The organism is Actinomycetospora sp. CA-101289, from assembly GCF_050955895.1.
GTDB lineage: Bacteria > Actinomycetota > Actinomycetes > Mycobacteriales > Pseudonocardiaceae > Actinomycetospora.
Window position 1 is genome coordinate 374,071 of sequence record NZ_CP192093.1, and the last position, 24,698, is coordinate 398,768.

Consider the following 24,698-nt stretch of genomic DNA (forward strand, 5'->3'; position numbering starts at 1 on the left):
CGCCTCATGGCCGCCGAGCAGGAGCCGCGTTGGCTCGACCCCGCCGAGTGGCACGCGTGGCGCAACTACATCGCGGGCCAGGCGCTGCTGGCCGGACGCCTCAACCGCGAGCTCTCCGACGCCCACGGCCTCTCGCTCGCCGACTACGAGATCCTCGTGCGCCTCTCCGAGCAGCAGGACCACCGGATGCGCATGAGCCTGCTCGCCGACGAGGTGGTCGCGTCGAAGTCCCGGCTGTCCCACCAGGTGTCGCGGCTCGAGAACGACGGCCTGGTGCGCCGCGAGCTCTGCCCGTCCGACGGCCGCGGGGTCTTCGCGGTGCTCACCGACCGCGGCTTCGACCTGCTCCAGCGCGCCGCGCCCGACCACCTCGAGGGCGTGCGCGCCCACTTCGTCGACCTGCTCGACGACCACGAGCGCAAGGTCATCGGCGACGTCTTCGAGCGCGTCCAGACCAAGCTGCGCGCCGACTCCTGACCCGCCCTACCCTGGCCCGCGGAAGCGTGGCAGAGCGGCCGATTGCATCCGCCTTGAAAGCGGACGTCCAGCGATGGACCGGGGGTTCGAATCCCCCCGCTTCCGCGGCGCTGGCCTGGTCTTCTGTCGGCAGGGAGCCGGCTCCTCATAGGCTGTCCGACCGTCTGGTCTCATTTCTGGTCTCAGTAGTAGGGGGGATATGGGTTCCGGCGATGGGTCGGGGGCGCGCTCGACCGACGACACCGACGGGAGCTCAACGGAGGGCGACTCGGAGGACCAGGCGGCAGCGTCCCAGCGAGTGGCGGCGGACGCCGGGGTTGCCGAATTTGAGGCGCAGACGAGCGACGAGGCTGGCTCCAGTCGGATCACCGCGACACAGCTAGCCTTCGCCGGCGCGCTCCTCGCCTCCGTTGGCGCAGCCGGCGCGCTCGGTGCGCTCGATCGAAACGAATTAGCGGTAGCATTCGCAGCTATCCCTTTCGTGATTCTCTTAGTGGTCGCATGGTGGCCTCGCATCGGAATTCTTCGACGTCTCACGCTCGTCGTTCTCTTAATTCTCTCGGGAATCGTCCTGTATCTTGTGGCGCCCGCGGGGAAGAGCGAGTCGGAGGCCCCACCGCCAAACTCGCTCCTGCCCATGTCCTCGTATCAGCTTCCCGCGTCGTCGACCACGACTGCAATCCCGTCAACGACAGCTCCCACGACTACGACTCGACCTCCGATCGACCGTGCAAGCGAGACAATCAATGTAAGACTCGGTTCGACTGAGACCGGGCTAGGCGGTTCGACGCGAATCGGTCTGATCTCAATCTATCCCTCGGACGCAGTCATGACGTTCACCAGTCCGCTACGGCAGTGTCGAGCAACACTCGAAGTCGGGGAGTCGTTCGTCGCACAGGAGTCTCCCTACCTCTCTACAAATTGGTACAGTCTCACGCTCTTGAACAAGTCATCCAACTCGGTTCAGGTTGAGATCGCTCAGGGAAGTGGCGATTATCCACCTTCTGGCGGCTCTTGTTACTAGCTCGAAGGCGAATCCCACAAGAGGGATGCGAGCCGTCCTGCGACGTCGCGCCGAATAGGCTCCGTGACGTGCTGGTAGCGCTTGGCCATCGCCGAGTGAGACCACCCCATGGTCGCCATCACGGCTCGCTCGGGGACGCCGAGCAGGAGCAGCATCGTCGCCGCCGTGTGGCGCGCATCGTGCAGGCGCGCCTCTCGGACGCCGGCCTTCCGTAGCAGCCCCTTCCAATGGTTGTGATCCGTTCTGGGGTTGATCGGCCGGCCGTTCGGCTGAGCGAAGACCCAGCCACCTTCTTCCCACAGGTCGGCGGCCTTCTGTCGTTCGAGGTCCTGGGTGTCGCGGTGTCGGCGAAGAAGGCCCGCCACGGGATCAGGTAGGCCGACGCCGCGCCGGCCGGCGCGAGACTTGGTCTCCACGGTGATAAGGCCGCCCGTTCTCGACGGACAATCCCGGGCACGGCTGTGCCCGCACGAGTCTCCGCAGCCGTGCTGCCATGGGTATCGCTGGAGGGCTCGCCTCACACGCAATGTTCCTGCGTCAAGGTCGAGGTCCGGCCATTGCAGCCCGAGCGCCTCGCCCTTCCGAAGCCCGAGAGAGAGGGCGACCACCCAGCGCGCGCCGTTCCGCTGCTGTTCGGCGGCCGCCAGGACGCGGCGAGCCTCGTCGACCGTGAACGGCTCGACTTCCTCGTCGGTAAGACGAGGCGCCTTCGCGAGTTCCACCGGGTTCTTGACGATGTGACCCCGCCGCACTGCCTCGTTGAGTGCGGTTCGGAGCGTCCGGTGTGCCTGGTGCACCGTGCCCGACTTGAGCCCGCTGGCCGCCATCTTGGCGTAGAGCTTCTCGATGTGCTCGGCCTCGAGTCGGGCGAGGCGGTGACTGCCGAGGCCCGGCCCCAGATGCCGATAAACCGCCGTCCGATAGCCCGTCAGGGTCGATTGCCGAACGGCTGCGCTGATGATGTTCTCGACCCAGTGCTCCAGCCACCCGCCGACCGTCCAGCGTTGTCCGGGCCGGGTGAGCGTGCCAGAGGCGCGGTCACGTTCCAGCTTCTTGACCTTGGCCGTGACGTCCTTCTGAGTGCGCGCTCGGACGTGGCGGCGGTCCGGCTTCCCGTCGTCGCGCACGCCCATGGTTACGCGGCCGTGCCACCAGCCGTCGTTGCCGAGATACACCGACGACCGCCCGTTGGCGGCGCGTGTTCGCTTGTCCATGTCACGCCGCCGGGGTCGAGGGCGTGAGTCGACGAGCGAAGTCCGACACCGCGGTGCGCCGGACCCGTCGGAGTCGGCCGATCTGAACGGATTCGAGCTCGCCAGTGCGAACGAGGCGGAAGGCCATCGTCCGCCCAATCCCGAGGAGCTCCGCCGCCTCCTCGACGGTCAGGAGGACCTTATCCCCGTGATTCTCGGCCATGCTGCTTCTCCTTGATCATGAGTTGCCGAGTTGACGTCGGTCTTGGCCTGGTCGTACTGCTCGCGCCATCGCCGGCGTTGGGCGATGGACCGGAGCAGGAGTTGGAGCCGGTCGGGTTGGTCGCGGTCGCGGGGCCCGATGAGCTGCCAGTCGTAGCGGTCGAGGTCGCCGTCGTCGGTGCCGTGCTCGGCGGTGGCCCCGACGGCGCCGAGGACCTTGAGGACGTGAACGCGGCGCTCGCTGCGGTGTTGGGTCAGCGTCTTACCGGACCACTTGCGGGAGACCAGGCAGCGCCGGCCGCCATAGCCGAGGTTCTCGCGCTTGTGGGCCTTGGCGCGGCATTGGCCGGGCACCATCCCGGGCTTCGGGTTGTCCGGGGTGATGCCGTGGAGCAGCCAGTTCGGACAGGACTCCGAGCAGGGCTCCCACCGCAGCGCCTCGACCAGCCGGTCCATGTGCGCCGCGGCCGCGGGGGTGTCGGGCTCGGCGCTCTCGCCGATGCTCTTGGTCAGGTACTTCGTCAGGTACCGCAGCGCCTTGTCGCTCTTGTCGCTGCCGGAGATGACGCCCTGGATGTCGACCTGGGTTCCGAACTCGATGACATGCGCCGGGGCGGCGTCGGGGTCGTCGAGCTCGTCGAGCGCGGACTCCCACGAGCGGAGCGGGGTGCCGGTGTCGGGGTCGACGTAGCAGGCGGGGTCGTGGGTCTCGTCCCACACCGGCGGGCGGTCCTCAGTGTGGAGCGGCTGGTCGTGGTTGGGCCACCACACCTGGTGGTAGGTGGCCGCGACGACTTGCCGGATGAGCTTGCGGGGAATGGTGCCGCGGATCGCAGCGTGCAGGTGGGGGGCGCCGCGGCGCTGGGGTTCAACGGCGGCGAAGTACTGCACGTTCCACCCGACCGCGCGGCGCAGGTTCTGCACGAACCGGTCGAACAGCTCCCCGAGGTGCAGGGCGTCGCGGGCGGCGCGGCGGTAGTCGTAGCACTCGGGGTCCCGCGGAGCGCCGTCAGCGCGCACCGGGCCGTAGGACGGCAGCGTGAGTGTGACGAAGGTCGAGGGCCGGTAGGTCTTGCCGTTGGGGGCCTCGAACACCCGACCCGTGGTCGTGGCCCGGACCGGAAGGCGGGGCAGGTCGGGGACATCCTGGCGTCGGCGGGTGGAGCGGGTGCGGCGCCTCGGCTTCGCCTGCTCGTCGCGACTGGTGCTGGAGGAGCCGCGGACGCCTTCAGCGCGCAGCAGGGCGTCGGTGTCGTCAATTGCCGCCTCAACCTCGAGGACGCGGGTCATCTCGCCGGCCTCGAGCGCAGCGGCGTGGTCGTGCTCGAGGTCGGCCCGCTGCCCGAGCAGCGCCCGCTGGCGCACCGTCGGCTCCTGGGTCGGCGTCTCGGGTTCTTCGTCGAGGTGCCAGCCCTCGCGGGCCTGCCAGAGCCGCAGCCGCCGGGCGCGGTCGGCACACGGCCCACACACCGAGGCGCGGGTGGCGCCACATGGGATCGGGACCACGGTCGTGGCGCCGGTCTCGCGGTCGATGCGTCGGACCGCCAGGGGGCGAATGCACGCCCCGACCTGCTCGGCCGAGGTCTTCGCGACCTCGCACATCACGGGGCCGGTGAGCTTCCCGACCGGGACCGGCTCCGCGACTCGATCGTGCTCGTCGGCGGTGTTCATGAGCGGACCTCCGCGACGCGGCCGATGCCGTCGCCGATGCCGCCTGCGATCGCGGCCAGGACGTGCCCGACGCCGGTGACGACGCCGGGAGCGACAACGGCGAGCAGGGCGACGGTGATGACGCCGAGCACGACGGCGGCGCCGACGGCGCGGGTCTGGGCGGCGATCACGGTGAGAAGGCCCGTGATAATGACGGCGGCGATCACGGTTGCCTCCGATCGGCGTTGGGGCGGTCCAGGCGTACGGCCCGGACGTGGTGGAGCTCGCGGCGCGGGGCGCCGGCCGTGAGTTGGTGCTGGCGGTGGGCTTCGAGGGCACAGTCGGTGGCGGCGGTGAAGGCCTCCACTACCTGGGCCTCCCTGAGGGCGCGACGGCGGGCGAGAAGGACCCAACCGGCGGCCGTGAGGGCGCCGAGGACGAGGACGATGGCGACGCTCCAGCCGACGACGCGGTTGGCCTCGGCGGTGGTGGCCGCGATGCCGCGCAGTCCGGCGTCCAGGGTCCGGTAGCCCCCAGTCGCCAGGAGGACGACGCCGGCCAGGCCGACGAGGGCCCCGAGCAGCGAGCCGCCGGAGCCGTCGCGGGTGCTGTCGCCCGTGGTGCGGATGATGTTGATCAGGCCGGTCTGTCTCATGCCGCCTGTCCTCCCGAAGTGGAGCCGCCAGAGCGCTTGCTGCGGGTGGCGAGCGGGGGGACCTCGACCTGCTCGGGTGCCGGATGTTCGGCGGCGAGGTAGGCGAGTTCGGCGTCGGAGACCCAGTCGGCGCGGACCTTGATGGGCTGGCGCTTGCCGCCGTCCTCGTCGACGACGAACCCCATGCCGGGGCAGGCCTCGGGGATGGCGTCGCAGCGCGCCCCGCGGTCGTAGGCCGAGTCCGAGAGCACCATGCGTGTCTCGACGTCGGAGTCCAGCCGGAGCGCGACGCGGTAGCCGAACATGTCCCGGAAGGACAGGACTTCCTTGCGGGGGTCCTGCACGCACCCGATGACCACCACGCCGGGGGCGCGGCCCTGCGAGAGCATCCGGCGCACCGCGGCGTTGGCGCGGTCCTTGAGCTCGCGGTTGGCGATGTACGTCGTGAGCGCGAGCAGCTCATCGACCAGGATCACGTAGAGCGGGTAGTCGCCGAACATCCGCGCCAGCAGCTTGCGCACGTTGCCGCCGAGGGCCTCGGCGCGCTGGCGCATGAGGTCGGCGGCGAACTCCAGGGCGGCCACGAGGTGTTCGTCGTCGCCGTAGGCGAGCATGTAGAACAGGCCGGAGACCATGCGGTACTCCATGCCGCCCTTGGGGTCGATCCCGACCAGCCGCACCTTGCCCGCCGTGATGGCCGGAGCGAGGGCGCGGATGATGCAGGCGACCAGCCCGGACTTCCCGGCGCCGGTCAGCCCGGCGATCAGGACGTGGGTGCCCATCAGCCGCAACCACCACGGTTCGCCGTCCTCGCGCCGTCCGACCCGCAGCCAGCCGAAGTCGGGGGTGACGAGGTTGTCGCGCTCGTCCTTGTCCTCGGCCAGGACGTCGCGGTACACGACCCGCAGCAGCACCCAGCCCTCCCGCGACGGGTGGGCCAGGACGCGGACCTCGAGGGCGCACCACTCGCACGCGAGGGCGTCGGCCTGGCGGGCGATGACGCCGGGGGTGACCCCGGCGCAGAGCTGGACGTGGAGCTGGTCGACGTGCTCGCCCAGGGAGCACCACAGCAGCCGGGGGACGATGACGCGGTGGGAGGCGTCGGTGGCCTTCACGCCGGTCGCGGCGCACACGTCATCCCACGACCACCGGTACCGCGTCCGCCTCATGAAGCGACGCAGCCGTGACACCACGCGGGAGTCCCAGGTGCGGGGTGAGGAGCGCGACCAGAGCCGCCCGACCATCGCGCCGACGACGGCAACGGCGAGCAGCCCCCACGACCCGAGAGCAAGGTAGGCGAGCGCACCCAGGGTCAGGGCACCGCCCAGGACTGGCACGTAGAGGCAGCCCCAGACGGTCATGACCGCGAGCCAGCCGGCCCACCAGCCAGCGGTGAGCGAACAGCGAAGCAGCCGGGAACGCTCGTGGAGGCGCTCCATGCGCATCACGTCGGCACGGGTGCGGATGGTCTGGCCGCGCCACAGCCGCGCGGTGCTGATCTCTCTCATCGGGCTCGCCCCCCGAGCCCGCCGCGGCTGATGCGCTCCTTGGGGGCGTGGTTGGCGAACTTGCCGCCCTTGCCGTTGCACGCGCCGCACTTGCCGTAGGAGCGCTCCCAACCGCGGGAGGTCCAGGTGCGCTGGGCGCAGGAGCCGGAGCCCTGGCAGGCGGTGCAGAAGTGGTAGCCGCCGGTCGTCAGGCCGGTGGCGCGCATTGAACGAGCCATGATCAGAAACCCCTTTCGGAGCGAGAGGAACGGTGAGAACGGCCCGCACCGCGACTGCGTCGGCGGGTCTGGGCGGACGGGGAGCTGGCGACTTGAACTGCGGTCACTTCCCAGCAGCTCGACCCGCAGGCGGGGCATCGCTCGGTTGACAGCTGGACCACGCCGTCGCCGCCGTCCGTCGTGATCGGGACTGGGCTCCACTGCTCGACGCAGCCGGCGCTGCGACAGGTCAGGACCAGCTCGTCGAGCAGGGCGAGGGTCTGCACCCGTGTCCGAGGTGCCGGACGCGACGCGGCCATCAGGCGGCGTCCTCGGGTGTGATGTCTTCGCGCGTCGAGTTCTCCGTGGTCGGGGCCGGCGTGCCCAATGCGCGGCGGATCGCCCGTCGATCGGTGGGCGTAGTGGCCGCCCACAGCCCGTAGTCCTGGCCGGTGTCGAGTGCCCAGCGCAGGCACTCGGTGGCGACCGGGCAGGCCCGGCACAACGGCGCGATCGTGATCCGAGCCCGCGTCGTGGTCAGGCTGGTGTCGTCGTCGGTGGCCGGAAAGAACAGGTCGGGGTCGGTGTCGTGGCAAGCCGCGCGGGTCTGCCAGCCCGTGCCGGCCATCAGGCCGCCGCCTCGGATTTGCCCGGCCCGTTGCTCCCCTGGCCCTGAGTGCCACGGGCGCCTCCGCCGGGTGCGCGCATGCCGCGTGCGCGCAGGCTGAACGCCAGGCGCGGCCGGGGGCCGTTGGTGTCGAGGTAGGGGGTGACCTCGAGCCCCTCGAACTCCACCGGACGGAACGGCAGCCCAGGCAGCGCCTCCGGCGGAACCGGCTGCACCTCCGCGGCGATCTTCACGTTCACCGAGCGCTCGTTCTTTCGCGCCTCGGGGTCCGGGTCGTGGACGCCGACCTCCCAGACCGGCAGACCGTTGTCCTTGTCGACTGCCTGCACGAACCGGTCGCGCGTCGAGCGGTCGTAGTCCGGTACCGCCTCGGCGCCGTCGGTGGTCAAGAACGCGCCATGGGGGAAGACGTCCCCCATCGACACCTTCAGTCGCCTCTTGATGGCCATCGTTGTTGCTCCACTTCGCTGAATCGCACCCCACGTGTCGGGGCCTGCGACTAGCGTCAGAGCGGTCTCGGCATCGACCCGGAAGAAAATTCCGGGGTCCTCGACTGAGCCGGGGGGAGGTTCTTGCCATGCGCGGGATGACTGAGTCGCTGACCATCGGCGAGCGCGTCGCGTTCTACCGCCGACGCCGCGGGCTGTCCCAGGACGTGGTAGCCGGCCTCGTCGGCCGGACCGAGGACTGGCTGAGCAAGATCGAAAACAACAGGGCGGAGCTCGACCGACTTTCAGTCATCCGCCGCTTCGCCGACGTCCTCGACGTCTCGCTTGGAGACCTACTCGGCGAACCGACACTGCTCGACTGGACCGCGGAGAGCGGCACCAGCACCGTTCCTGCGCTGCGAACCGCCCTGATGGACTACCGCAAGCTCAACGCGGTCCTCCGGCGAGCCGCGCCGGCCACCGAGCCACCGGCTATCTCGGCGATCGAGCGGGACGTAGCGGCGATCTTCGATGCCTACCAAGCGGCCCGATTCGGGTTCGTCACCAGCCGCGTCCCGCTCCTGCTCACCGACGCGCTCACTGCGGCCGACGCCTATGACGGCACCGACGGCGAACGAGCCCACGCACTGCTGGCCCTCGCGTACCAAGTTGCCGCATCAACACTCACGAAGCTCGGGGAGTGTGACCTCGCTTGGATGGCCGCCGACCGCGGTCTCGCTGCAGCTCAGCGCTCGGGCAGCCTCCCGGTGATGGGCTCGCTGTTCCGCTCAGTAGTCCACTCACTGCTCGCCACGGGCCGCTACGACGCTGCCGCCCAGCTCACCGCCGACGGGTCGGACTACCTCTCGGCCTCGCTCGGCGGCGCCGACACCAGCCTGTGGTCGGTCTACGGCTCGCTGTTTCTGGCCGGCGCCATGGCCTCCTCGCGCATGGACGACCGCACGCTGACTCGCGAGTTCCTCGAGCAGGCACAACGCGCCGCCGGCTATCTCGGCGCCGACGCCAACCACATGTGGACCGCCTTCGGCCCCACCAACGTCGCGATTCACAGGGTCGCCACCGCGATGGAGCTCGGCGACGTCCAGGTCGCTGCGGACCTCGGCCCGACCGTCGACACGTCCGCCCTGCCCGTCGAGCGCCGCGTTCGCCACGCCCTCGAGACCGCCCGAGCTCTCTCAATCTCGGGTCGCCGGGACCAGGCCCTGAACACCGTCCTCGACGCCGAGCGGCTCGCTCCCGAGCAGGTCAGACACCACTTCATCAGCCGCCAGCTCGTGCTGTCATGGATGAAGAACCCCCGCGGCACCCTGACGCCCGAACTCGGAGCGCTCGCGCACCGCCTCCGGCTCGCCGCCTGACCCCCGTGTCTCGAGTCTCGCGAGGCGCGGGTCAGTAACCTCGGGGTGTGGCCACGACCGAGGACACCTTTGCAACCCCGCGCGTCGCTGCTGGCGCGCTGTTCGTCAACTCCGACGGCCAGGTCCTCCTCGTGCACCCGACGTATAAGGACACCTGGGACATTCCCGGCGGCTACGTCGAGCGCGGCGAATCACCCGCCGCAGCCTGCCGACGTGAGGTGCTCGAGGAGCTCGCGCTCGACCGCGAACCGCTGCGCCTCGCTGCCGTCGACTGGGCGCCGAACGACCGCGAGGGCGACAAGCTCCTATTCGTCTTCGACTGCGGTCCTCTCGGCGACGACGAGCAGCGCATCCAGCTAGACGGAGAGGAGCTCGATCGCTGGGAGTGGGTCAGCGCCAGCCAGCTCGACGACTACCTCATCCCGCGTCTCGCGCGCCGGATTGGGTCGCTCCTGGACGGCGGCGCGCCTAGGGGCGCCTACTTCGAGCATGGGGTCCCGGTCCCGGGATCAGCGTTCGTCTGACTCTTGGGCCGGGTCGGCGGTACATCGGTGTGTACCGGTCCAACCTCAGCCAACGGCTGGGGGCACCGCCCTCAGACGCTGCCGGCGAAGATTGCACTGCACGCTGCCGGGCCCATCACCCTCTCTGTTTACGTCAGCGATGAGGCGTGGCTGGAGGACGACGTGGCGAGTTGGATGATGGCCGTTAGCAGCGCGACGGTGATGATGTTGGTGTCGATGGTGCTGCACCAGCTCCAGCTCGCCTACTCGTCGAGGGCCGCCCTTGCACGGCTCGACGCGGAGACGATCGCGAACGTGGCGGGGACTCTGCGGGCCGGCGGCGAGGTTCAGGTATCGCGAGCGGTCCGGCGAACGTGCTGGACGGTCTCAGTGCCTAGTCAACCGGACTGCTGATATGAGCGTTCCGTCCCCTCCCGAGGAACCCCGCGAGCAGGACGACGTGACTGAGGCTCTCGGGTTGGCACCAAGCGCAGAGCCGGCTGACTTCTCGACGTTCTACCGGAATCGAATGCCGGGTCTAATCGCGTTTCTTATCGCCCAGGGCGCGCCGCCGGACCTCGCCGCCGACTGTGCGCAAGAGACGATGGCCAAAGCGTTTCACCGGTGGTCTACTTTGACTGCTCCGAGAGCCTGGGCTCGCACAGTCGCGACGAGGCTTTGGCTCAAGCAACAGTTCGGGAGCCGCGAGGCGCCCGGCGTTGAGGGTGAGGTCGGCCAGGACGGTCGATTGCTTATTACGGCGACGTCGTCCGAGCTAGACGATCTCATTGCTCGGCACGATTTCTTACATCGGATCGCAATACTGCCGCCTCGGCAACGACAAATCCTGATCCGCAGCTTTGACGGGGAAACACCGGCGGAGATCGCGGACGCGTTGGACATGCCCGCCGAGACGGTGCGTAGCAACCTACGCCACGCGCGGAAAGCCATGCAGTGTCGTGTAAGGCGCGAAGGAGGTGAACTCCAATGACGCTCCCCTCGTTCGACGATGGCCGCGCCGCCTACGATGCCCTCGTCAAGGACGTCGCGTCCCGAGTCGATCTCGAGGCTGGCTTAGCCGCAATCGTGGAGGGGTCCACGGCGACTGCGGACGGTTCAGCGGCTCTGACTAGGCTGGAGGCGGATATGCGAGCGGTCCTTGATCTCGAGCAGGGCCTTGCCCAAATTGTGGGTTCTGAGCGACACATCACGGACGACGACGCGGGTGTACCACCAATCACGGACTCGGGTGAGGGGGCCGACTCTCGCGACCGACCGACTGGCTCACCGCACCTTGCCAACACCACCGCGACGGATAGTGGCCCGGGCAGTTGGACCACCCTGCGCCAGCCGGGCTACCGCTGGGCCGTGGCGACGCTCCAGCCGGGTGCGACGCGTACCGAGCGCAGGCTCCACGCCGTCGCGGAAGCCGAGGCCCGCAACGTAATCCGATGGATTTGGGAAGAGCTATGGGCGAGCCTTCACCTCGCTCGGGAAGTCGTCCCGACAGGTGACGTAGCACGCGAAGCCCCGAGAATCGGCCCGATCACGCTCGGCCCGCCGACACGGTTCAGCGTCGAGCTCCGCCCGGGACAGCACCTCGCAGACTTCGTCGCGGTCCGCGATCGCTTGGCCACCGCCTTCGAAGTCAACGACGTCGAGGTCCAGCACCTCGCCCACGGCTGGATCACCGTTCAGCTCATCGAGAACTCGCACTCCAACTCGCTCGGCAGGACGGCGCCCGCTGAAGGTCCCGAATCACCCGGTGACCACCGGCGCGGGACCGGTCGTTTCCCTCGGCGGAGGCGGCGGGGGCCTGCGGGCGGACCTCGCGGAGGAAGGTGAGGTCTCGCTAGCGGCGCCCTCGGGGCTGGGCGTGTTCCGTTGTACCGCGACTTGGTAACTAACCCACGGCGGCGCGACGGAGATGGAGCCGACCTGTACCAACCCGGTGGGCCGACCATGAAGTTTCGCGCCGTTGGAGTAGGGAGAAATTGGCATCGAATGATGGCCGGGGTGACTCGAAGGTGTCACGTTATCGCGGCGGCCGACACAAAGCTCGCGGTTGATCTCTCGCGCTCAAGGCCGCGCAGGCCGAGCCGAAGGGACAGTGGACCGACGGCGTCGGGAGGTCTGCCTGCCCCGGAGCGTCACACGGGCTGACTCCCGATCAAGAGTGCTACGCATCGCTGCGCGACGGACTCCGTCCGCTCTTGCTCGCGAGCCTCCACGCCCGTGTCACTGCGCTCCAAGCGTGGCGGGGGCAGCGCCCCGCCACCCGACCGGGGCCGACAGCCCTACGAGCTCTCTGCTTGGAGGCCGATCATGCTGCGAGAGCTCCCTCTCACCTGGAAGAACGGGACTGTCGGCGACATCCCCTGACCCGCACCCTCGGCCGCTGAGGCTCTTACGGGCCAGGCTCTAGGCCACCCGAGTGATCTATGGGTTGATGCGCATCCTCTGATAACAACTACGTAACGCCAAGCGATGTGCCGTGCATGGACCCGGGAACTGGACAGTTAATAACGGCGATCGTTCAAATCGTTACAGTCCTAATTCTCGCGTCCGCCTTGATCGCGAACGTGATTCAGACTCGGCGAATCGGTAGCGAGGCCCGTCGCGGCGCTTACATGAACATGATTTCCGCGCAAACAGATACACGCACAGCTTTCATGATCGACGATCCCGTTCTTCTCGAGTGGCACCTGCGGGCCCGAGGCTACCCTACGTCTTCCCATGAGGAGAACAAGCGGCGTCTCTACCTATTAGTCCGACTCGAAGCACACGAATCGAATTTCCTGGCGTGGCAGCAGAAGCTGCTGAACACAGAAACCTGGGCTGCGTGGGAACGGCTCCTTCGCGCCGACACCCGTATCAAGGAGTTCCGCGACGTCTGGCCGAGCGCTCGACAGCTGTACGTCAAGAGCTTTGCTGAAGAGGTCGACCGTCTCATCGTGGACGACGGGAACTGTCACATGGTCCAAATACCGTTGCTCGCTTCCAACGCACTCAGCGAGGAACCCGTGGCCGGCGACGAGACGGCCGTGACCGCTCGCCGTGCTGCCGAATAGATCTCTTATCAGTCAAGGCGGCGCCTCCGGCGCCGCGCCGGCCCTGGCCCGGCCCTGGCCTCCCGCTCCGCTCCGGCGGGCCGGGGCCAGGTCGGCGAACGGGGCTCGCCTTGCGTGAAGATCAGTCGTCATTCATGTCTCGAGGTGGCAGGACGCCTGCCTCCAGAGCTGCGGCGGCCTGGTGCTCGCTAAGCGCGAACAGGGTGTTGGCGAGGTTGTTGGCCGAGCTCAGGGTGTCGGGGTGGTCCTCACCTAGGACCCGGCGGCGGCGGTCGAGGGCGTCCTCGTACAGCGCACGGGCGGCCTGGTGCTCGCCGAGCGCGAACAGGGTGCTGGCGAGGTTGTTGGCCGAGATCAGGGTGTCGGGGTGGTCCTCACCTAGGACCCGGCGGCGGCGGCCGAGGGTGTCCTCGTGCAGCGCGCGGGCGGCCTGGTGCTCGCCAAGCGCGGACAGCTCGGAGGCGAGGTTGCTGGTAGACCTCAGGGTGTCGGGGTGGTCCTCGCCTAGGACCCGGCGGTAGCGGCGGAGGGTGTCCTCGTGCAGCGCGCGGGCGGCCTGGTGCTCGCCGAGCGCGGACAGGTCGATAGCGAGGTTGTTGGTCGAGCTCAGGGTGTCGGGGTGATCCTCGCCTAGGACCCGGCGGCGGCGGTCGAGGGTGTCCTCGTCGAGGGTGCGGGCGGCCTGGTGCTCGCCAAGCGCGCGCAGCTCGACGGCGAGGCTGTTGGCCGTGGACAGGGTGTTGGGGTGGTCCTCGCCTAGGACCCGGCGGTAGCGGTCGAGGGTGTCCTCGTCGAGGGTGCGGGCGGCCTGGTGCTCGCCGAGCGCGGACAGGTCCATGGCGAGGTTGGCGGCTGCAGCCATCGCGTTCAGATCGTCGTCTCCGAAGCGTTCCCGCAGCCGGTTCAGACGCTCGCGGTGCAGTTGTACCGCCGCTCTGTATTGGCCCACGGCGGATAGCGCGCCCGCGATGTAGTTGTTGGCCCAGAGCGCCGGCCACGAGTCGGGCCCGAGCCGGGTGAGCCAAGACCGGTGTAAGGGCTCGATCATCCGCAGCGCCGCGAAGACTTCACCTCGCCGTAAGAGATACCGGCTGGCTTCGCAGGCCTGCCAAGCCAGCGCTTGCTTGTCTGTGCCAGCGAGGTCAAGGACCCGCAGGTGTGGCAGCAGCTGGGCCCACTGCGGCCAACCACGCGGATCGCCCGTCGCGGGGGGCGTCTGCGCGGCCAGTAGGTCTTCCACTATGCCCACGACGCTTCCGGGGTCGGCAGTGTCGGCGCGCAGCAGGCGTTGGGTCAGGCGGTGCACCGTGACGTGATCGTCGGCGAGTTTCACCAGCCCATAGCGGGCTAGCAGACCCAGGGTCCGGCGCAGCGCCAACGGCGCGGCAGCCACCGCCTCCAGCGGGCCGCCCAGGACCTGCGGGCTGGTCTGGAACCACTCCACCGGGATCGGCTCCGGCCCTAGGAACGCGCAGATCCGCGCCAGCGCCACCGCCGTTGGATCGACCGCGCCGATGCGGTCAACCGCGACCCGCGTGGCCTTGGCCAGGGTCCGCGGGTAGCTCACAGGTCGGCCTTCGTCGAGCAGTTGCGCCGGCGTCGTCTCCAACAACCCCAGGTACTCCCCGGCGGGCATGCCCGTCTCGACCAGCACTCCGAGCGCTTGGGAGAGCGCCAGCGGCAGATCACCGAGAGCGTCGGCGTGAACCGCCCCGGCGTGTCCGGAGAGCTATGGGATTGAGTGCTCGGGCTCGGGTTGGGCGTGGTGTTGACGGTAGTGGGCGTGCTCGAGCTCGACGGGTGGGATGTCGCCGGCGGTGCTGTGTAGTCGGCGGTGGTTGAACCAGTCGACGTACTCGAGGGTGGCGATCTCGACTTGCTCGACGGTGCGCCAGGGCGCCCGCGGCTTGATCAGCTCGGTCTTGAACAGTCCGATGGTGGACTCGGCCAGCGCGTTGTCGTAGGCGTCGCCGACCGAGCCGACCGAGGGTGCGGCACCGGCCTCGGCGAGGCGTTCGGTGAAGGCGATCGAGGTGTACTGGGAGCCGGCGTCGGAGTGGTGCACCAGGCCTCCGAGCTCGGTGATGCCTTCCTGCCGGCGGGTCCAGACGGCTTGCTCGAGGGCGTCGAGCACGAGGCTGGTGCGCATCGTGGTGGCGGCGCGCCAGCCGAGGATGCGCCGGGAGTAGGCGTCGAGGACGAAGGCGACGTAGACCATCCCGGACCAGGTCGGGACGTAGGTGAAGTCCGCGACCCACAACCGGTCCGGTGCGGCCGGGTTGAAGCGCCGGCCCACCAGGTCGCGGGCTCGGGCTTGATCGCCGGGGATGGTGGTGCGGATCCGGCGGCCGCGGCGGACTCCGGCCAGGCCCTGGGCGCGCATCAGCCGCTCCACGGTGCAGCGGGCGACCGGGATGTCCTCGCGGTTGAGCTGGGCCCAGACCTTGCGGGCGCCATAGACGCCGTAGTTCTCGGCGTGCACCCGGGCCACCTCGACGCTCAGCTGCTCGTCGCGACATGCCTGGGCGGTGGGCTCGGCCGCAAGAGCCTTGCGGGCCTCGTAGTAGGTGGACGGGGCGATGGACACACCGAGCTCGCCGAGCACGGTGCAGATCGACTCGACGCCCCACCGCCGGCCCGCACTGCTGCGGGCGGCGTGCTCGTCAATGAACTTCACGAGCGTCGCGGTGGCCGGTCGATCTCGGCCGCGAAGAAAGCCGAGGCCGCCTTCAGGATGTCGTTGGCCCGCTTGAGCTCGGCGTTCTCCCGGCGCAGCCGCTTGAGCTCGTCAGACTCCTCGCTCGTCGCGCCTGGGCGCACACCACCGTCGATCTCAGCCTGACGGACCCACTTGCGCACCGTCTCCCCGGTGCCCACCCCGAGCTTCTCGGCGACCGCGTTCATCGCCGCCCACGGCGACTCGTAGTCCGCCCGAACCTCGGCGACCATGCGCACCGCCCGCTCCCGCAACTCCGGCGGATAGGGCGGCTGGGACCGACGTGTCATGACCAGATCTCCTCAGACGATCAGGTCTCCGGACACGCCGGGGCGGTTCAGCGAGCTGGTCAGCCTGCTCGTAGGACAAGGACGGTAGCTGCGCCCGCAACAGGGTGATCGACTCCGGGCGGGAGAATACGTCCACCTCAACCCTCGCCGCGACCTCGGCCCAGTGCCTGCTACGGGAGGTCACCACGACATGTCCCGGACCGGCCAGCAGCCACGCGTGGACCTCCGTGGCCGACACCGCGTTGTCCAGAACCACCAGCCATCGGCCCCGGCTGCGGCACTGAACACGCAGCGCCTCCACCGCCAGGCCGAGCGGTGTCGTCGGATCAACCAGTCGCCATGCGACCGCGAACGCGGCGAGCTGTTCCGCGATTAGGTCAGCCTGCTCGGCGTCGACCCACCACACCGCGTCGTAGTCGTTGGCGAACCGCCACACGTACTCCGCGGCCAGCTGGGTCTTACCGATTCCGCCCGCACCGTGCAGCGCCTGAACTACCGAGCGACCCGACCCCTGCAACCCCTCCCGCAGCCGCACCAACAGCCCGTCCCGACCGGTGAACGCCTCGTTGCGCCGTGGCACCGACCCCCACACCCCTGGCAGTTCTCCCGGCAACCGTGGCCCACGACCGCGGTCCGGCTCGGCCTCGCGACCAGGCAGCGGAGGCTCCTGATCCGGGCGCCCCGACGGACGGATCGCTCGGAGCAACGCATCCCGGGCCGCCTCGCGAGGCAACCCGTGTAACGCCGGGGCGATCAGCCCGCCCAGTAGCGGCGGCGCCGACGCATCGTCGATCCGCACCGGCACCAGGAAGCCCGCCCGCTGCTTGGCCGTCCGCAACGCAGCGGTCCACTCCTCACGGGTCCAGCGCTCCGGCTCGTAGTACGCCGCGGAGCACACCGCCACCATCACCTCACACGAGGCCAGCGCAGTGTCCATCTTCGCCACGAATGAGTCCCCGGCCTGCCAGTCCCAGCAGTCCAGCTCGACCTCGATGCCCCACCCGGCGTGCTCGAGCTGCCAGCCCACCCACTCCGCCCACGCCCGATCCCGACCGGCGTGACTGACGAATACCCGCACCCTGCAGCCCCCTAAGCGCGCCGACCGATCATCGTCGCCCAAGAACCGGCTGTTACGGACCACGCTCGCCTCTCCCGTCGGCGGCACGGCCGAGCGGCCGGGCTCAACGGCCGCTACCGAACCACTGAACAGTGGAGACACACGTCGACCGATGTCGGTGGACGCTCGCGATTCAGCTTCCAAGGTGGAGGTCCTCCAGGCCGTCGCTAGGCCGTCGCTAGGCCGTCGCTAGGCCGTCGGAGGTCGGGCAGGGCCGACCGACGCTGAGAAGCGTCGAGTACGTCCGGCCCTGGTCGGGGCTCTACGCATGCAGCGCTGCAGGTCGTTAGACAACCGCCAAGATCGATTTACGACATCTCGAGGCCTGCTACCGCTCCATTGATCATTCACGCCGCGTCGCGACCTCAAGGGGCGTCCAGGGAGTCGCTTAGCGATCCGCTTCGCCGACCCTTGTCCCTGCCGCCGCGCGAGTCGAAGGGTCCGTAGGAGGAGAACGGCGGGAGAAACAGGTAGCCAGTGTGGGTGGGGCGGTGGGGCACACGTGGGGTACAGGACCTCTCCTAGGGCCGGAAATGGCCGCAACCCCGGAGGTCGACTCTCTGCTGAGGAGCTACTCCGCTTAGCGTTGCAGGTCGCCAGGAGCCGCAGCCATGCTCCGGCTTACGGGACCAGCTCGGCGGTACCGAGGCCTGCAGGGCTACGGACACCCTCGTGTCGGTTTGAGTCGTTGAGGCGGCATGACGACCCCGATCCGCGGTAGCCGCGCGATCGAGGCGGCCGCGATCGCCTGGGTCTTGGACCTCGAACGCCTTGTTGGACGTGCACCGGTCGATACCCGCCACAAGAGTGCACCGGCGGACGTCGAGAGCCCGCCTCGCACCATCGAAGTCAAGGCGTACGGGCACTCCGCCCGAGGCAACGACCTGTGGCTGGAGGTGCGCCAGGTCGAGGAGGCTGAACGTACGAGCACTTCTACATCTACGTGGTCGAGAACGTCGATCAGGGCGACCCGTCCGCCTTCACCCTGCGGGTTCTCGGTGGGCGTCAGCTTCAGACACTCCTCGCGAGGAAGCGCGAACAGCGGTACTTCACCGTGCCCTGGCCGGTCGGCCACTACGACGCGACGCCGCTGGGGCTGTAGGTCGCTGGTCGCCGTGGTCTCACTCTTGGTCTCAGTCGCTGCCGTCCGGCGACGTTCGCGGGGCGGGCCCCAGCGGCGCGGGCTGAGGCCAGCGTCGGCGGCGACCGTCACCGCACCCCGGGCCCTACAGCTTGAAAGCGGACGTCACGAGAGTGACCGGGGGTTCGAATCCCCCCGCTTCCGCCGCGCGGGGGCACAATGGCGGCAGCCTCCACCAGGGCGGGGTCGACCCGGGACGCGATCACCATCGCGAGGGGGACCGCCCATGCGCACCTCGGACACCCACACCAGCGCACACACGGCGCTGCGCGAAGCCACCCAGGCGCTCAGCGTCCGGAGGGACGGCGCGGCGCACGGCGCCCTGACCGAGACCGGCTACCAGGCCCTGGCCGCCGACCTGGCCCGCACGCTCGACGCCGTGGCGGGCCTCTTGCGCTCGGTCGGCGGAGGCGCCCATCCCGCAGCCCCCCACGGCCTGCTCACCCTGGCCGAGCACCTGGACGTCGGCGCCGTGATGGCACGGCACGCCGGGGGCGACGGCGCCCGTCCTCCCGTGCGGACGATGCGCCTCGATCCGGAGCGCTGCGCGACCACCGACGGCTGACGGCCCCTTCCGGGCGCACCGCGGGGCGCAGAACGGACCGTGATCTCGATCCGCAGGTCCGACCGGACAGCCGGCTGTGTCCCCACCGTGGTGCACCGAGGCCTCGACCTCGACTGACCATGCGGGGCCGGGCCTGAGGGGATCCGACACCGACCGGTGACAGCAGCAGCGCTGTCACCGGGGGCGCTGTGTCCGGGCCAGCAGCACCCACGTGGCCCCGTGCGCGGTGACGACGACGACGGCGAGGACCAGCCCGATCGTGGCCGCCGAGCCGCTGGCCGCGATCGCCCCGAGCGTGAGGAGCGTGAGCACGGCCAGCGCGGTGGGCAGCGCGGCCCACCGACCGGGCAGCACCCCGCTGCCGCGCAGGGCGACGGCGGCCGCGCACAGCGCCGCCAGCAGCAGGAGCCCCGACACGTTCAGGACCGGCGACAGTGCCGCGACGCCCAGGTCCCCGGCGACGCCGAGCGCGGCCACCACGACGGCGGCACCGGCCACGCCGGACAGCAGCAGCACCGACCAGGCCGCGAGCCCGGCGGCTCGCGCCGGCCCGGAGATGCGCCCGACGAGGGTGCGCTCCTGCTGGAGCAGGCCGAGCACGGCCACGGCCGAGCACGCGACCGCACCGATGACCGCGCACCAGACCACCGTGAACCACGGGCGGTCGATGACCGCGAACGGCGGCTCGGACGCCTGCACCTTCGGGCCGAGGGTCCAGGTCAGGGCCTGTGCGGCCCAGAGCACGCCGGCCGCGAGCGCGGCCCGCCGCGTCCTCCGCACCGTGGTCGCGGTGGGACGGGCGGCGGAGGTGCCCCGCGAAGCGGTCGCGCGAACCATGATCACTCCGAGGCGTCGGCCGCCCCGGTCGTCGTGACCACGCTCGGCGGTGACGTCGAGTGTTCGCAGCGCGGGTCGAGCCGACCACGGTGCTGACCCGCGACGGCGCGAGGGTTGACCCTCGCCGAGGCCGCACCGCCCCGTACCCTTCGTCGTCGCTGGGCCGTCCGGAGCAGGGAGCAGCACGTGCGGATCGACGGAGCCGTCGCACTGATCACCGGGGCGTCCACCGGGATCGGTGCCGCCATCGCGGTCGACCTCGCCCGGCGCGGGGCCCACGTGCTGCTCGTCGCCCGCAACGCCGAGGCGCTCGAGGAGCGGGTGGCCGACATCCGGGGCCGGGGCGGCCGGGCCGACAGCTTCACCGCGGACGTCGGCGACCAGGAGCAGGTGGCCGCCCTGGGCGCGGCCGTGCGCGAGCAGGTCGGCGTCCCCGACGTCGTCGTCAACAACGCCGGGGCGGGCCGGTGGCTCTACCTCGACGAGACGGAGCCGTCGGAGCTGGAGACGATGACGGCCGTCCCCTACACCGCGGCGCTGCTGGTCACCCGCGAGTTCCTGCCCGACATGCTCGCGCGGCGCAGCGGCTGGATCGTCACCATCAACTCGCCGGTCTCGCGGATGACCTGGCCCGGCGCCACCGGGTACGCCGGGGCCCGCTGGGCGCTGCGCGGCCTGACCGCGGCGCTGCGCCAGGACCTGCGGGGCACCGGGGTCGGCGTCAGCGAGGTGGTGCCGGGCAAGGTGCTCAGCGACTACTTCGCCAACAACCCGGGCGCCGAGGACCGCATCCCCAAGATCGACGCCCTGATGCCGGCGCAGACCCCGGAGCAGGTGGCGGCGGCCGTCGCCCTGGCCGTCGCCCGCGAGCGGCGCGAGGTGCTGCTGCCCTGGCCCCTGAAGGTCGCCGACCTCGCCGGGCGCTTCACCCCGCGCCTGCTGGAGAAGGTCGTCGCCCTGACGGGACACCGGCGGTAGATCACGCCCCCGGGTCCTTCCACCGCAGCTCGTCGAGGATCTCGTCCTGCTGCTCGCGCGGGGACCGGGGCTCGTCGTGCGGCACGGCCGGGCGCTCGAACGGCGGCGCCAGGGCCCGCCGGACCTCGGGCTGCAGGGCCTCCTCGACCGCGCCCGCGATCTGCGACTCGCCGGGCTGCTCGTCCGGCTGATCGCCCTCGTCCGCGGCCATGGTCGGCCCCTCCCCGTCGGGTGCGGCCCGGGTGCCCGCTGCCGGGGGCGGTGAAGCCGTCTCAGGCCCGGGCGTCCGCCGCCGCGATCCGCCGCGAGGCGAGCGTGAGGAAGGTGATCACGCCGGCGGCGAGCACCACGCCCATGAGCAGCACGGAGAAGCCGACGCCCACGACCCCGGCGAGCAGGCCGGCGCCCACCAGCAGCACGACGAGGACGGCGATCAGCACCGGGTTGCGGGTCTCGCGCGACCACACGATCGTCCGCAGCGCGGAGAGCGCGATCAGCACGATCGCCACCGGGATCGCGACCGAGAGCGCGGCGGCGACGGAGCCGATGTGGGCCACGTGCTCGTCGGCGTCGACGGCGACCTCGAGGCCGGCCCCGAGCGCGGCGACCGCGGCGAACACGAAGTAGTGGCCGTAGCCCCAGGTCAGGGCCACGCGCAGGGTGGTGAAGCCCTCGCTGTCGCCGCCGAGGAAGTAGACCCACCACAGGCCGAAGACGAGCAGCAGCCCGCCGACGGCCAGCGCGAGCAGGGAGAACGAGAAGCCGGTGTCGAACGCGCCCGCGAGCGCGTTGGTGACGCCGAGGATCACCTCGCCGAGCACGATGAGCGTCAGCAGCCCGTAGCGCTCGCCGATGTGCTCGGGGTGCCAGGTCGTCGGGCGCCCGCGGGACTCGGCGTAGATCGGCACGCCGAGCTCGGCGGCGACCAGCAGCAGGTAGCCGACGTAGACCCAGGGCGAGGGCACGAAGGTGAGCCCGATCCAGAGCACCTGCACCAGCGCGATGCCGGCGGCGTAGGTGCGGCAGGTCGTCGCCCGCTCCGGGTCCTCGCGCGCGGCGCGCAGCCACTGCAGCACCAGCGGCACGCGCATGATCACGTAGCCCACGACGACGAGGGTGATGTCGAAGTCGCGGAACACCGCCGGGATGCCGACGGCGAGGACGAGCACGCCGGCCATCTGCACGAGGGTCAGCACGCGGTAGGGGACGTCGTCGCAGTCGTAGGCCGAGGCGAACCACGTGAAGTTCATCCACGCCCACCAGATCGCGAAGAACACGACGAGGTAGCCGAGGATCCCCGGCACGGCGTGGTCCTCGGCGATCGCGTGGTGCATCTCGGCCGCGGCCCGCGCGATGGCCACGACGAAGGCCAGGTCGAACAGCAGCTCGAGCGGGGTGGCCGCACGGTGCGACTGGTCGGGGTCGCGCGCCCCCATCAGCCGGTGCCACGGCCGGCGGCTCACCGGCGACGTCGTCTCGCTCATGGACACCCTCTCCGGCCGCGCGATCAGCCCGGTCAGCGTGGCCGACACCTCACGCGGAGGCAACGCCGCAGGGTCGGGCCTCAGTCGGTGGGTGCCACCACGACGTCGCCGGGGCCGAGGCGCTTCGGGACGGGACGCTCGCCGCCCGCGTAGATCTCGGCGACGAGGCGGGCCAGGCGCCGGCCCGCGAGGCGGTAGAACCGCGTCTGCGTCATGCGCCCGAACACCCCGAAGCCGAGGGCGACGATCGGGTTCGGGATCTTCGCCCGGCTCGAGACGCCCGTCATGACGAACTCGACGCGGCCGGTGTCGAGGTTCTTGATCACCTCGTAGACGAGACGGCCGCGCTCGAGGTGGTGCTCGAGGGTGCGGTAGCTCCAGCCCCAGGAGCGCTCGCGCGTGCCGTCGGCGCGCTCGCGGACCTCGTCGACCTCCGCGTCCACCCGCACCCCCATCGGGAAGCGCAGGATCGCGAAGCGGCCCTCGAGCAGCATGTTCCGCCCGAGGAGCTCGGCGTCGTGGTGGAAGTACGCGTGCATGATCTTCGGCTCGGCGAACTCGTAGTCGTGCACCAACTGGCACGCGATGGCGAACGGCCCGCCCGGCACGGGCTCGCCGGGCTCCTCGTCACCGAGCAGGTGGCGCACCCGGTCGTGGTGCCAGCCCCGTCCCTCGGTGTCGGCCGGGTCGTAGTTGAGCTCGTAGCCCGCGATGACGCGCAGGGCACCGGCCGGGTCGGGGTGGGCGCCGAGCCTCACGGAGCGCTCCTCACGACGGGTCTCACGCGGGTGTTCCCTCTCGACGGTGGGGCGGGCGGATCGGGGGTGATCGTCGCGGACCGGACGGACCGGCGCATGGTGTCACCGCCGGGCGGCTACCCGTTCCACCATGTCGCTGCGACGCGCGTTCTCCCGGCGCCCCCCGCTCGGGCGCCTCCGGCGCGGCTGGGGTGCCCTGGTCATGACGGCCCGGCACCTGCGGGCGCTGCCGAACACCCGGCGCCAGCGTGTGGCCGGCGACGTGACCGACCTGGCCGCGCCCTGGCCGCTCGCGCTCGTCGACGACCGCACGAAGACGGTGGCCGACGGGTACGGCGCGCTGTTCCACCGGACGTTCACGGTGCGGGTGGTCGACGTCGAGCACGGCGCCGGCGACCTGATCGAGACGCTGTCGCGCGACCTCGACCGCGGCGCACCGCCGCACGTCGTCACGTTCGCCCGGGAGCGCGGCGAGCCCGGACGGATGCTGCTGGGCGACGAGTACCGCGTGTACATGCCGGCGCCGTGGGACGGGCCGGTGCGGGTGGTGGCGCGCACCGCGTACCTGTTCCGCTTCGGCACGCTCGCCGGGCACCTCGAGGCCGGGATGATCGAGTTCCGCGCGTCGGACTCGGGCCCCGGCGTGGTCGACTTCACCATCGAGGTGTGGTCGCGCGCCGGCGACCGGGCGGCCGAGTTCCTCTACGGGCGGCTCGGGGTGGGCCAGGAGGTCCAGGCGGCGCTGTGGGTGCAGTTCTGCCTCGGTGCCGTGCGCCTGACCGGCGGGCGGCGGGACGGGCCGGTGCACGAGGTCACGCGCCGGGTCCCCGCGGACGAGCTCACGGTGTGATTCAGGTGCCTCGTGGGTCCTTCTCAGGGTCTCCACGGGTGATCTCCCCAGCCTGGGGGCGATGAGTGGATCCCGGCAGCTGAGCTGGGACGTCCTGCGCGTCGCCGCCGTGGCGAGCGTGGTCGTCCAGCACGCGACGCACACGGTGACCGACGTGCTGCCCTGGGTGTCGCCGACGCCGTTCACCTGGAGCATCCAGGCCGGCGCGAACACGCTGATGGTGGTCTCGGCGTACTTCGTCTGCGTCACGCTCGCCACCCGCCCGCCCGCACGCTGGTGGGTCGACCGGCTCGCGCGCCTGCTGCCGGCCTACGCCGTCGCGGTGGTCGTGACCTACCTGCTGACCCTGTACGCCGCGCAGTACGGCTACTGGCGCCCCAGCGGCCGCGACCTGGTGGGCAACCTCCTGCTCCTGCAGGGCTGGGACTCGCAGGTCACCTACATCGACCACTCGTACTGGACGCTGCCCGCGCAGCTGACGATGTTCACGCTGGCCGCGGTCGCCGCCGCGTGGCTCGGGCGCGACGTCTGGCGGCGTCGCTGGACGCTGCCGGCCGTGGCGTGGGCCGTCGTGCTCCTCCCGGTCGTGGTCCTGCTGACGACGACGCCGCCGAGCCTCGTGCGCACGGCGTTCGACGGCCTGGTCATGTACCGCTGGCAGGTCTTCGGCATCGGGCTCGCGGTGTGGCTGTGGTCGCGGGGCCGGCTGGGCGCCGTGCACCTCCTGACCCTCGTCGCCGCGGGGCTGGCCGCCGAGTACGTGCACACGCCCGACCTGCCGTCGGTGCTGGTGCTCGCCCTGGCCGTCGCCGGGATCACCACCGCGGCGGCGGGCCGCGACTGGTCGTGGCTGCGGGTCGGGCGCCTCCCGCGCCTGGTGACGTGGCTGGCCGGGCTCTCGTACGGCATCTACCTGGTCAACCAGCAGATCGGCTACTTCGTGGCCTGGGGGCTGGAGGCCCGCTACGGCGTCCAGGGCTGGCCGCGGTTCCTCGTGGTGGTGGGCGTGGCCGTGGTGCTCGGGTGG

25 protein-coding genes, 1 tRNA gene and 2 pseudogenes are annotated in these 24,698 nt (G+C 70.6%); 11 read left to right on the top strand and 17 right to left on the bottom strand.

Features of this window, described 5'->3' with window-relative positions:
• The first annotated feature begins 6 nt into the window (after nt 1–6).
• The gene (locus tag ACQPX6_RS01760) at nt 7–477 is read left to right on the top strand and encodes a MarR family winged helix-turn-helix transcriptional regulator (RefSeq protein ID WP_433785020.1); all 471 of its coding nucleotides are present in this window, start codon (nt 7–9) and stop codon (nt 475–477) included.
• A 20-nt stretch (nt 478–497) separates the two neighbouring features.
• Nucleotides 498–582 (top strand) — tRNA-Ser (locus ACQPX6_RS01765).
• Between the two features lie 915 nt (nt 583–1,497).
• Here the strand turns inward: ACQPX6_RS01765 and ACQPX6_RS01770 are convergent.
• The 9 genes and pseudogenes from ACQPX6_RS01770 to ACQPX6_RS01810 all read right to left on the bottom strand — a co-directional run bounded on the left by ACQPX6_RS01770 (nt 1,498) and on the right by ACQPX6_RS01810 (nt 8,003).
• Nucleotides 1,498–2,715 (bottom strand): tyrosine-type recombinase/integrase, encoded by a 1,218-nt coding sequence (locus ACQPX6_RS01770; protein ID WP_433785021.1) that lies wholly within the window; start codon nt 2,713–2,715, stop codon nt 1,498–1,500.
• A 1-nt stretch (nt 2,716) separates the two neighbouring features.
• Nucleotides 2,717–2,899 (bottom strand): annotated as a pseudogene (locus ACQPX6_RS01775) (helix-turn-helix domain-containing protein); the annotation flags it as partial.
• On the bottom strand, nt 2,884–4,587 hold the full coding sequence (locus tag ACQPX6_RS01780; protein ID WP_433785022.1) for a replication initiator: 1,704 nt from the start codon (nt 4,585–4,587) through the stop codon (nt 2,884–2,886). The gene ACQPX6_RS01780 and the pseudogene ACQPX6_RS01775, both read right to left, overlap by 16 nt.
• The gene (locus tag ACQPX6_RS01785; protein ID WP_433785024.1) at nt 4,584–4,793 is read right to left on the bottom strand and encodes a hypothetical protein; all 210 of its coding nucleotides are present in this window, start codon (nt 4,791–4,793) and stop codon (nt 4,584–4,586) included. Before ACQPX6_RS01785 ends, ACQPX6_RS01780 begins: the two co-directional genes overlap by 4 nt.
• A complete protein-coding gene (locus ACQPX6_RS01790; RefSeq protein ID WP_433785025.1) occupies nt 4,790–5,221 on the bottom strand; it encodes a hypothetical protein in 432 nt (143 codons plus the stop codon). The genes ACQPX6_RS01785 and ACQPX6_RS01790 overlap by 4 nt, the downstream gene beginning before the upstream one ends.
• Nucleotides 5,218–6,729 carry an FtsK/SpoIIIE domain-containing protein gene (locus tag ACQPX6_RS01795; protein WP_433785026.1) on the bottom strand — a complete coding sequence of 504 codons (1,512 nt, stop codon included), beginning with the start codon at nt 6,727–6,729 and terminating at the stop codon, nt 5,218–5,220. Before ACQPX6_RS01795 ends, ACQPX6_RS01790 begins: the two co-directional genes overlap by 4 nt.
• A complete protein-coding gene (locus ACQPX6_RS01800; RefSeq protein ID WP_433785028.1) occupies nt 6,726–6,935 on the bottom strand; it encodes a hypothetical protein in 210 nt (69 codons plus the stop codon). The genes ACQPX6_RS01795 and ACQPX6_RS01800 overlap by 4 nt, the downstream gene beginning before the upstream one ends.
• Before the next feature lie 310 nt (nt 6,936–7,245).
• Complete coding sequence (locus ACQPX6_RS01805; protein WP_433785029.1) at nt 7,246–7,554, bottom strand: WhiB family transcriptional regulator; 309 nt, start codon at nt 7,552–7,554, stop codon at nt 7,246–7,248.
• Nucleotides 7,554–8,003, bottom strand: a complete 450-nt coding sequence (locus ACQPX6_RS01810; RefSeq protein WP_433785031.1) for a plasmid replication, integration and excision activator — start codon at nt 8,001–8,003, stop codon at nt 7,554–7,556. The genes ACQPX6_RS01805 and ACQPX6_RS01810 overlap by 1 nt, the downstream gene beginning before the upstream one ends.
• Before the next feature lie 137 nt (nt 8,004–8,140).
• Here ACQPX6_RS01810 and ACQPX6_RS01815 point away from each other — a divergent pair, with 137 nt between their 5' ends.
• The 3 genes from ACQPX6_RS01815 (at nt 8,141) to ACQPX6_RS01825 (ending at nt 10,855) form a co-directional block, all read left to right on the top strand.
• Nucleotides 8,141–9,361 carry a helix-turn-helix domain-containing protein gene (locus ACQPX6_RS01815; protein ID WP_433785032.1) on the top strand — a complete coding sequence of 407 codons (1,221 nt, stop codon included), beginning with the start codon at nt 8,141–8,143 and terminating at the stop codon, nt 9,359–9,361.
• Nucleotides 9,362–9,408: 47 nt separating this feature from the next.
• Complete coding sequence (locus ACQPX6_RS01820) at nt 9,409–9,885, top strand: NUDIX domain-containing protein (protein ID WP_433785033.1); 477 nt, start codon at nt 9,409–9,411, stop codon at nt 9,883–9,885.
• A gap of 583 nt (nt 9,886–10,468) precedes the next feature.
• Nucleotides 10,469–10,855, top strand: coding sequence for an RNA polymerase sigma factor (locus ACQPX6_RS01825; protein ID WP_433788166.1), 387 nt, complete (start codon nt 10,469–10,471; stop codon nt 10,853–10,855).
• A 476-nt stretch (nt 10,856–11,331) separates the two neighbouring features.
• Here the strand turns inward: ACQPX6_RS01825 and ACQPX6_RS01830 are convergent, their stop codons facing one another.
• Nucleotides 11,332–11,544: a hypothetical protein gene (locus ACQPX6_RS01830; RefSeq protein ID WP_433785034.1), complete on the bottom strand. Its 213-nt coding sequence runs from the start codon at nt 11,542–11,544 to the stop codon at nt 11,332–11,334.
• Between the two features lie 992 nt (nt 11,545–12,536).
• Between ACQPX6_RS01830 and ACQPX6_RS01835 the strand changes: the two genes are divergently transcribed.
• Nucleotides 12,537–12,935 (top strand): hypothetical protein, encoded by a 399-nt coding sequence (locus tag ACQPX6_RS01835; RefSeq protein ID WP_433785035.1) that lies wholly within the window; start codon nt 12,537–12,539, stop codon nt 12,933–12,935.
• Nucleotides 12,936–13,056: 121 nt separating this feature from the next.
• On the opposite strand, the gene fxsT is transcribed toward ACQPX6_RS01835, so the two are convergent.
• The 3 genes from fxsT to ACQPX6_RS01850 form a co-directional block, all read right to left on the bottom strand.
• Nucleotides 13,057–14,589: an FxSxx-COOH system tetratricopeptide repeat protein gene (gene fxsT / locus ACQPX6_RS01840; protein WP_433785036.1), complete on the bottom strand. Its 1,533-nt coding sequence runs from the start codon at nt 14,587–14,589 to the stop codon at nt 13,057–13,059.
• Nucleotides 14,590–14,664: 75 nt separating this feature from the next.
• A protein-coding gene (locus ACQPX6_RS01845; protein WP_433788167.1) for an IS3 family transposase occupies nt 14,665–15,884 on the bottom strand; the annotation gives its coding sequence in 2 pieces (ribosomal slippage) (nt 14,665–15,653 and nt 15,653–15,884; 1,221 coding nt in all).
• A complete protein-coding gene (locus ACQPX6_RS01850; protein WP_433788168.1) occupies nt 15,769–17,160 on the bottom strand; it encodes a TIR domain-containing protein in 1,392 nt (463 codons plus the stop codon). Before ACQPX6_RS01850 ends, ACQPX6_RS01845 begins: the two co-directional genes overlap by 116 nt.
• Before the next feature lie 841 nt (nt 17,161–18,001).
• On the opposite strand from ACQPX6_RS01850, the gene ACQPX6_RS01855 reads away from it, so the two are divergent.
• Nucleotides 18,002–18,160, top strand: coding sequence for a hypothetical protein (locus ACQPX6_RS01855; RefSeq protein WP_433785037.1), 159 nt, complete (start codon nt 18,002–18,004; stop codon nt 18,158–18,160).
• 265 nt (nt 18,161–18,425) lie between these two features.
• On the top strand, nt 18,426–18,764 hold the full coding sequence (locus ACQPX6_RS01860; RefSeq protein ID WP_433785039.1) for a hypothetical protein: 339 nt from the start codon (nt 18,426–18,428) through the stop codon (nt 18,762–18,764).
• A 174-nt stretch (nt 18,765–18,938) separates the two neighbouring features.
• On the opposite strand, the gene ACQPX6_RS01865 is transcribed toward ACQPX6_RS01860, so the two are convergent.
• Nucleotides 18,939–19,544 carry a hypothetical protein gene (locus tag ACQPX6_RS01865; RefSeq protein ID WP_433785040.1) on the bottom strand — a complete coding sequence of 202 codons (606 nt, stop codon included), beginning with the start codon at nt 19,542–19,544 and terminating at the stop codon, nt 18,939–18,941.
• A gap of 243 nt (nt 19,545–19,787) precedes the next feature.
• Here ACQPX6_RS01865 and ACQPX6_RS01870 point away from each other — a divergent pair, with 243 nt between their 5' ends.
• On the top strand, nt 19,788–20,579 hold the full coding sequence (locus ACQPX6_RS01870) for an SDR family NAD(P)-dependent oxidoreductase (protein ID WP_433785041.1): 792 nt from the start codon (nt 19,788–19,790) through the stop codon (nt 20,577–20,579).
• Nucleotide 20,580: 1 nt separating this feature from the next.
• Here ACQPX6_RS01870 and ACQPX6_RS01875 read toward each other — a convergent pair whose 3' ends face one another.
• From ACQPX6_RS01875 to ACQPX6_RS01885, 3 genes are all read right to left on the bottom strand, one after another.
• Complete coding sequence (locus ACQPX6_RS01875) at nt 20,581–20,790, bottom strand: hypothetical protein (protein ID WP_433785042.1); 210 nt, start codon at nt 20,788–20,790, stop codon at nt 20,581–20,583.
• A 61-nt stretch (nt 20,791–20,851) separates the two neighbouring features.
• Nucleotides 20,852–22,063, bottom strand: coding sequence for a low temperature requirement protein A (locus ACQPX6_RS01880; protein ID WP_433785043.1), 1,212 nt, complete (start codon nt 22,061–22,063; stop codon nt 20,852–20,854).
• An 80-nt stretch (nt 22,064–22,143) separates the two neighbouring features.
• Nucleotides 22,144–22,821, bottom strand: coding sequence for a DUF1990 family protein (locus ACQPX6_RS01885; protein ID WP_433785045.1), 678 nt, complete (start codon nt 22,819–22,821; stop codon nt 22,144–22,146).
• 130 nt (nt 22,822–22,951) lie between these two features.
• Here ACQPX6_RS01885 and ACQPX6_RS01890 point away from each other — a divergent pair, with 130 nt between their 5' ends.
• On the top strand, nt 22,952–23,671 hold the full coding sequence (locus tag ACQPX6_RS01890) for a DUF1990 family protein (RefSeq protein WP_433785046.1): 720 nt from the start codon (nt 22,952–22,954) through the stop codon (nt 23,669–23,671).
• A 61-nt stretch (nt 23,672–23,732) separates the two neighbouring features.
• Nucleotides 23,733–24,695 (top strand): annotated as a pseudogene (locus ACQPX6_RS01895) (acyltransferase family protein); the annotation flags it as partial.
• Nucleotides 24,696–24,698: the final 3 nt, after the last annotated feature.

What these genes read in the sequence shown, in the direction of transcription:
- ACQPX6_RS01810 (WP_433785031.1), bottom strand. Translation starts at nt 8,003, where the DNA reads ATGGCCATCAAGAGGCGACTGAAGGTGTCGATGGGGGACGTCTTCCCC.
- ACQPX6_RS01790 (WP_433785025.1), bottom strand. Translation starts at nt 5,221, where the DNA reads ATGAGACAGACCGGCCTGATCAACATCATCCGCACCACGGGCGACAGC.
- ACQPX6_RS01880 (WP_433785043.1), bottom strand. Translation starts at nt 22,063, where the DNA reads ATGAGCGAGACGACGTCGCCGGTGAGCCGCCGGCCGTGGCACCGGCTG.
- ACQPX6_RS01770 (WP_433785021.1), bottom strand. Translation starts at nt 2,715, where the DNA reads ATGGACAAGCGAACACGCGCCGCCAACGGGCGGTCGTCGGTGTATCTC.
- ACQPX6_RS01815 (WP_433785032.1), top strand. Translation starts at nt 8,141, where the DNA reads ATGACTGAGTCGCTGACCATCGGCGAGCGCGTCGCGTTCTACCGCCGA.
- ACQPX6_RS01860 (WP_433785039.1), top strand. Translation starts at nt 18,426, where the DNA reads ATGCGCACCTCGGACACCCACACCAGCGCACACACGGCGCTGCGCGAA.
- ACQPX6_RS01825 (WP_433788166.1), top strand. Translation starts at nt 10,469, where the DNA reads ATGGCCAAAGCGTTTCACCGGTGGTCTACTTTGACTGCTCCGAGAGCC.
- ACQPX6_RS01875 (WP_433785042.1), bottom strand. Translation starts at nt 20,790, where the DNA reads ATGGCCGCGGACGAGGGCGATCAGCCGGACGAGCAGCCCGGCGAGTCG.
- ACQPX6_RS01780 (WP_433785022.1), bottom strand. Translation starts at nt 4,587, where the DNA reads ATGAACACCGCCGACGAGCACGATCGAGTCGCGGAGCCGGTCCCGGTC.
- ACQPX6_RS01760 (WP_433785020.1), top strand. Translation starts at nt 7, where the DNA reads ATGGCCGCCGAGCAGGAGCCGCGTTGGCTCGACCCCGCCGAGTGGCAC.
- ACQPX6_RS01805 (WP_433785029.1), bottom strand. Translation starts at nt 7,554, where the DNA reads ATGGCCGGCACGGGCTGGCAGACCCGCGCGGCTTGCCACGACACCGAC.
- ACQPX6_RS01890 (WP_433785046.1), top strand. Translation starts at nt 22,952, where the DNA reads ATGTCGCTGCGACGCGCGTTCTCCCGGCGCCCCCCGCTCGGGCGCCTC.
- ACQPX6_RS01795 (WP_433785026.1), bottom strand. Translation starts at nt 6,729, where the DNA reads ATGAGAGAGATCAGCACCGCGCGGCTGTGGCGCGGCCAGACCATCCGC.
- ACQPX6_RS01835 (WP_433785035.1), top strand. Translation starts at nt 12,537, where the DNA reads ATGATCGACGATCCCGTTCTTCTCGAGTGGCACCTGCGGGCCCGAGGC.
- ACQPX6_RS01800 (WP_433785028.1), bottom strand. Translation starts at nt 6,935, where the DNA reads ATGCGCGCCACCGGCCTGACGACCGGCGGCTACCACTTCTGCACCGCC.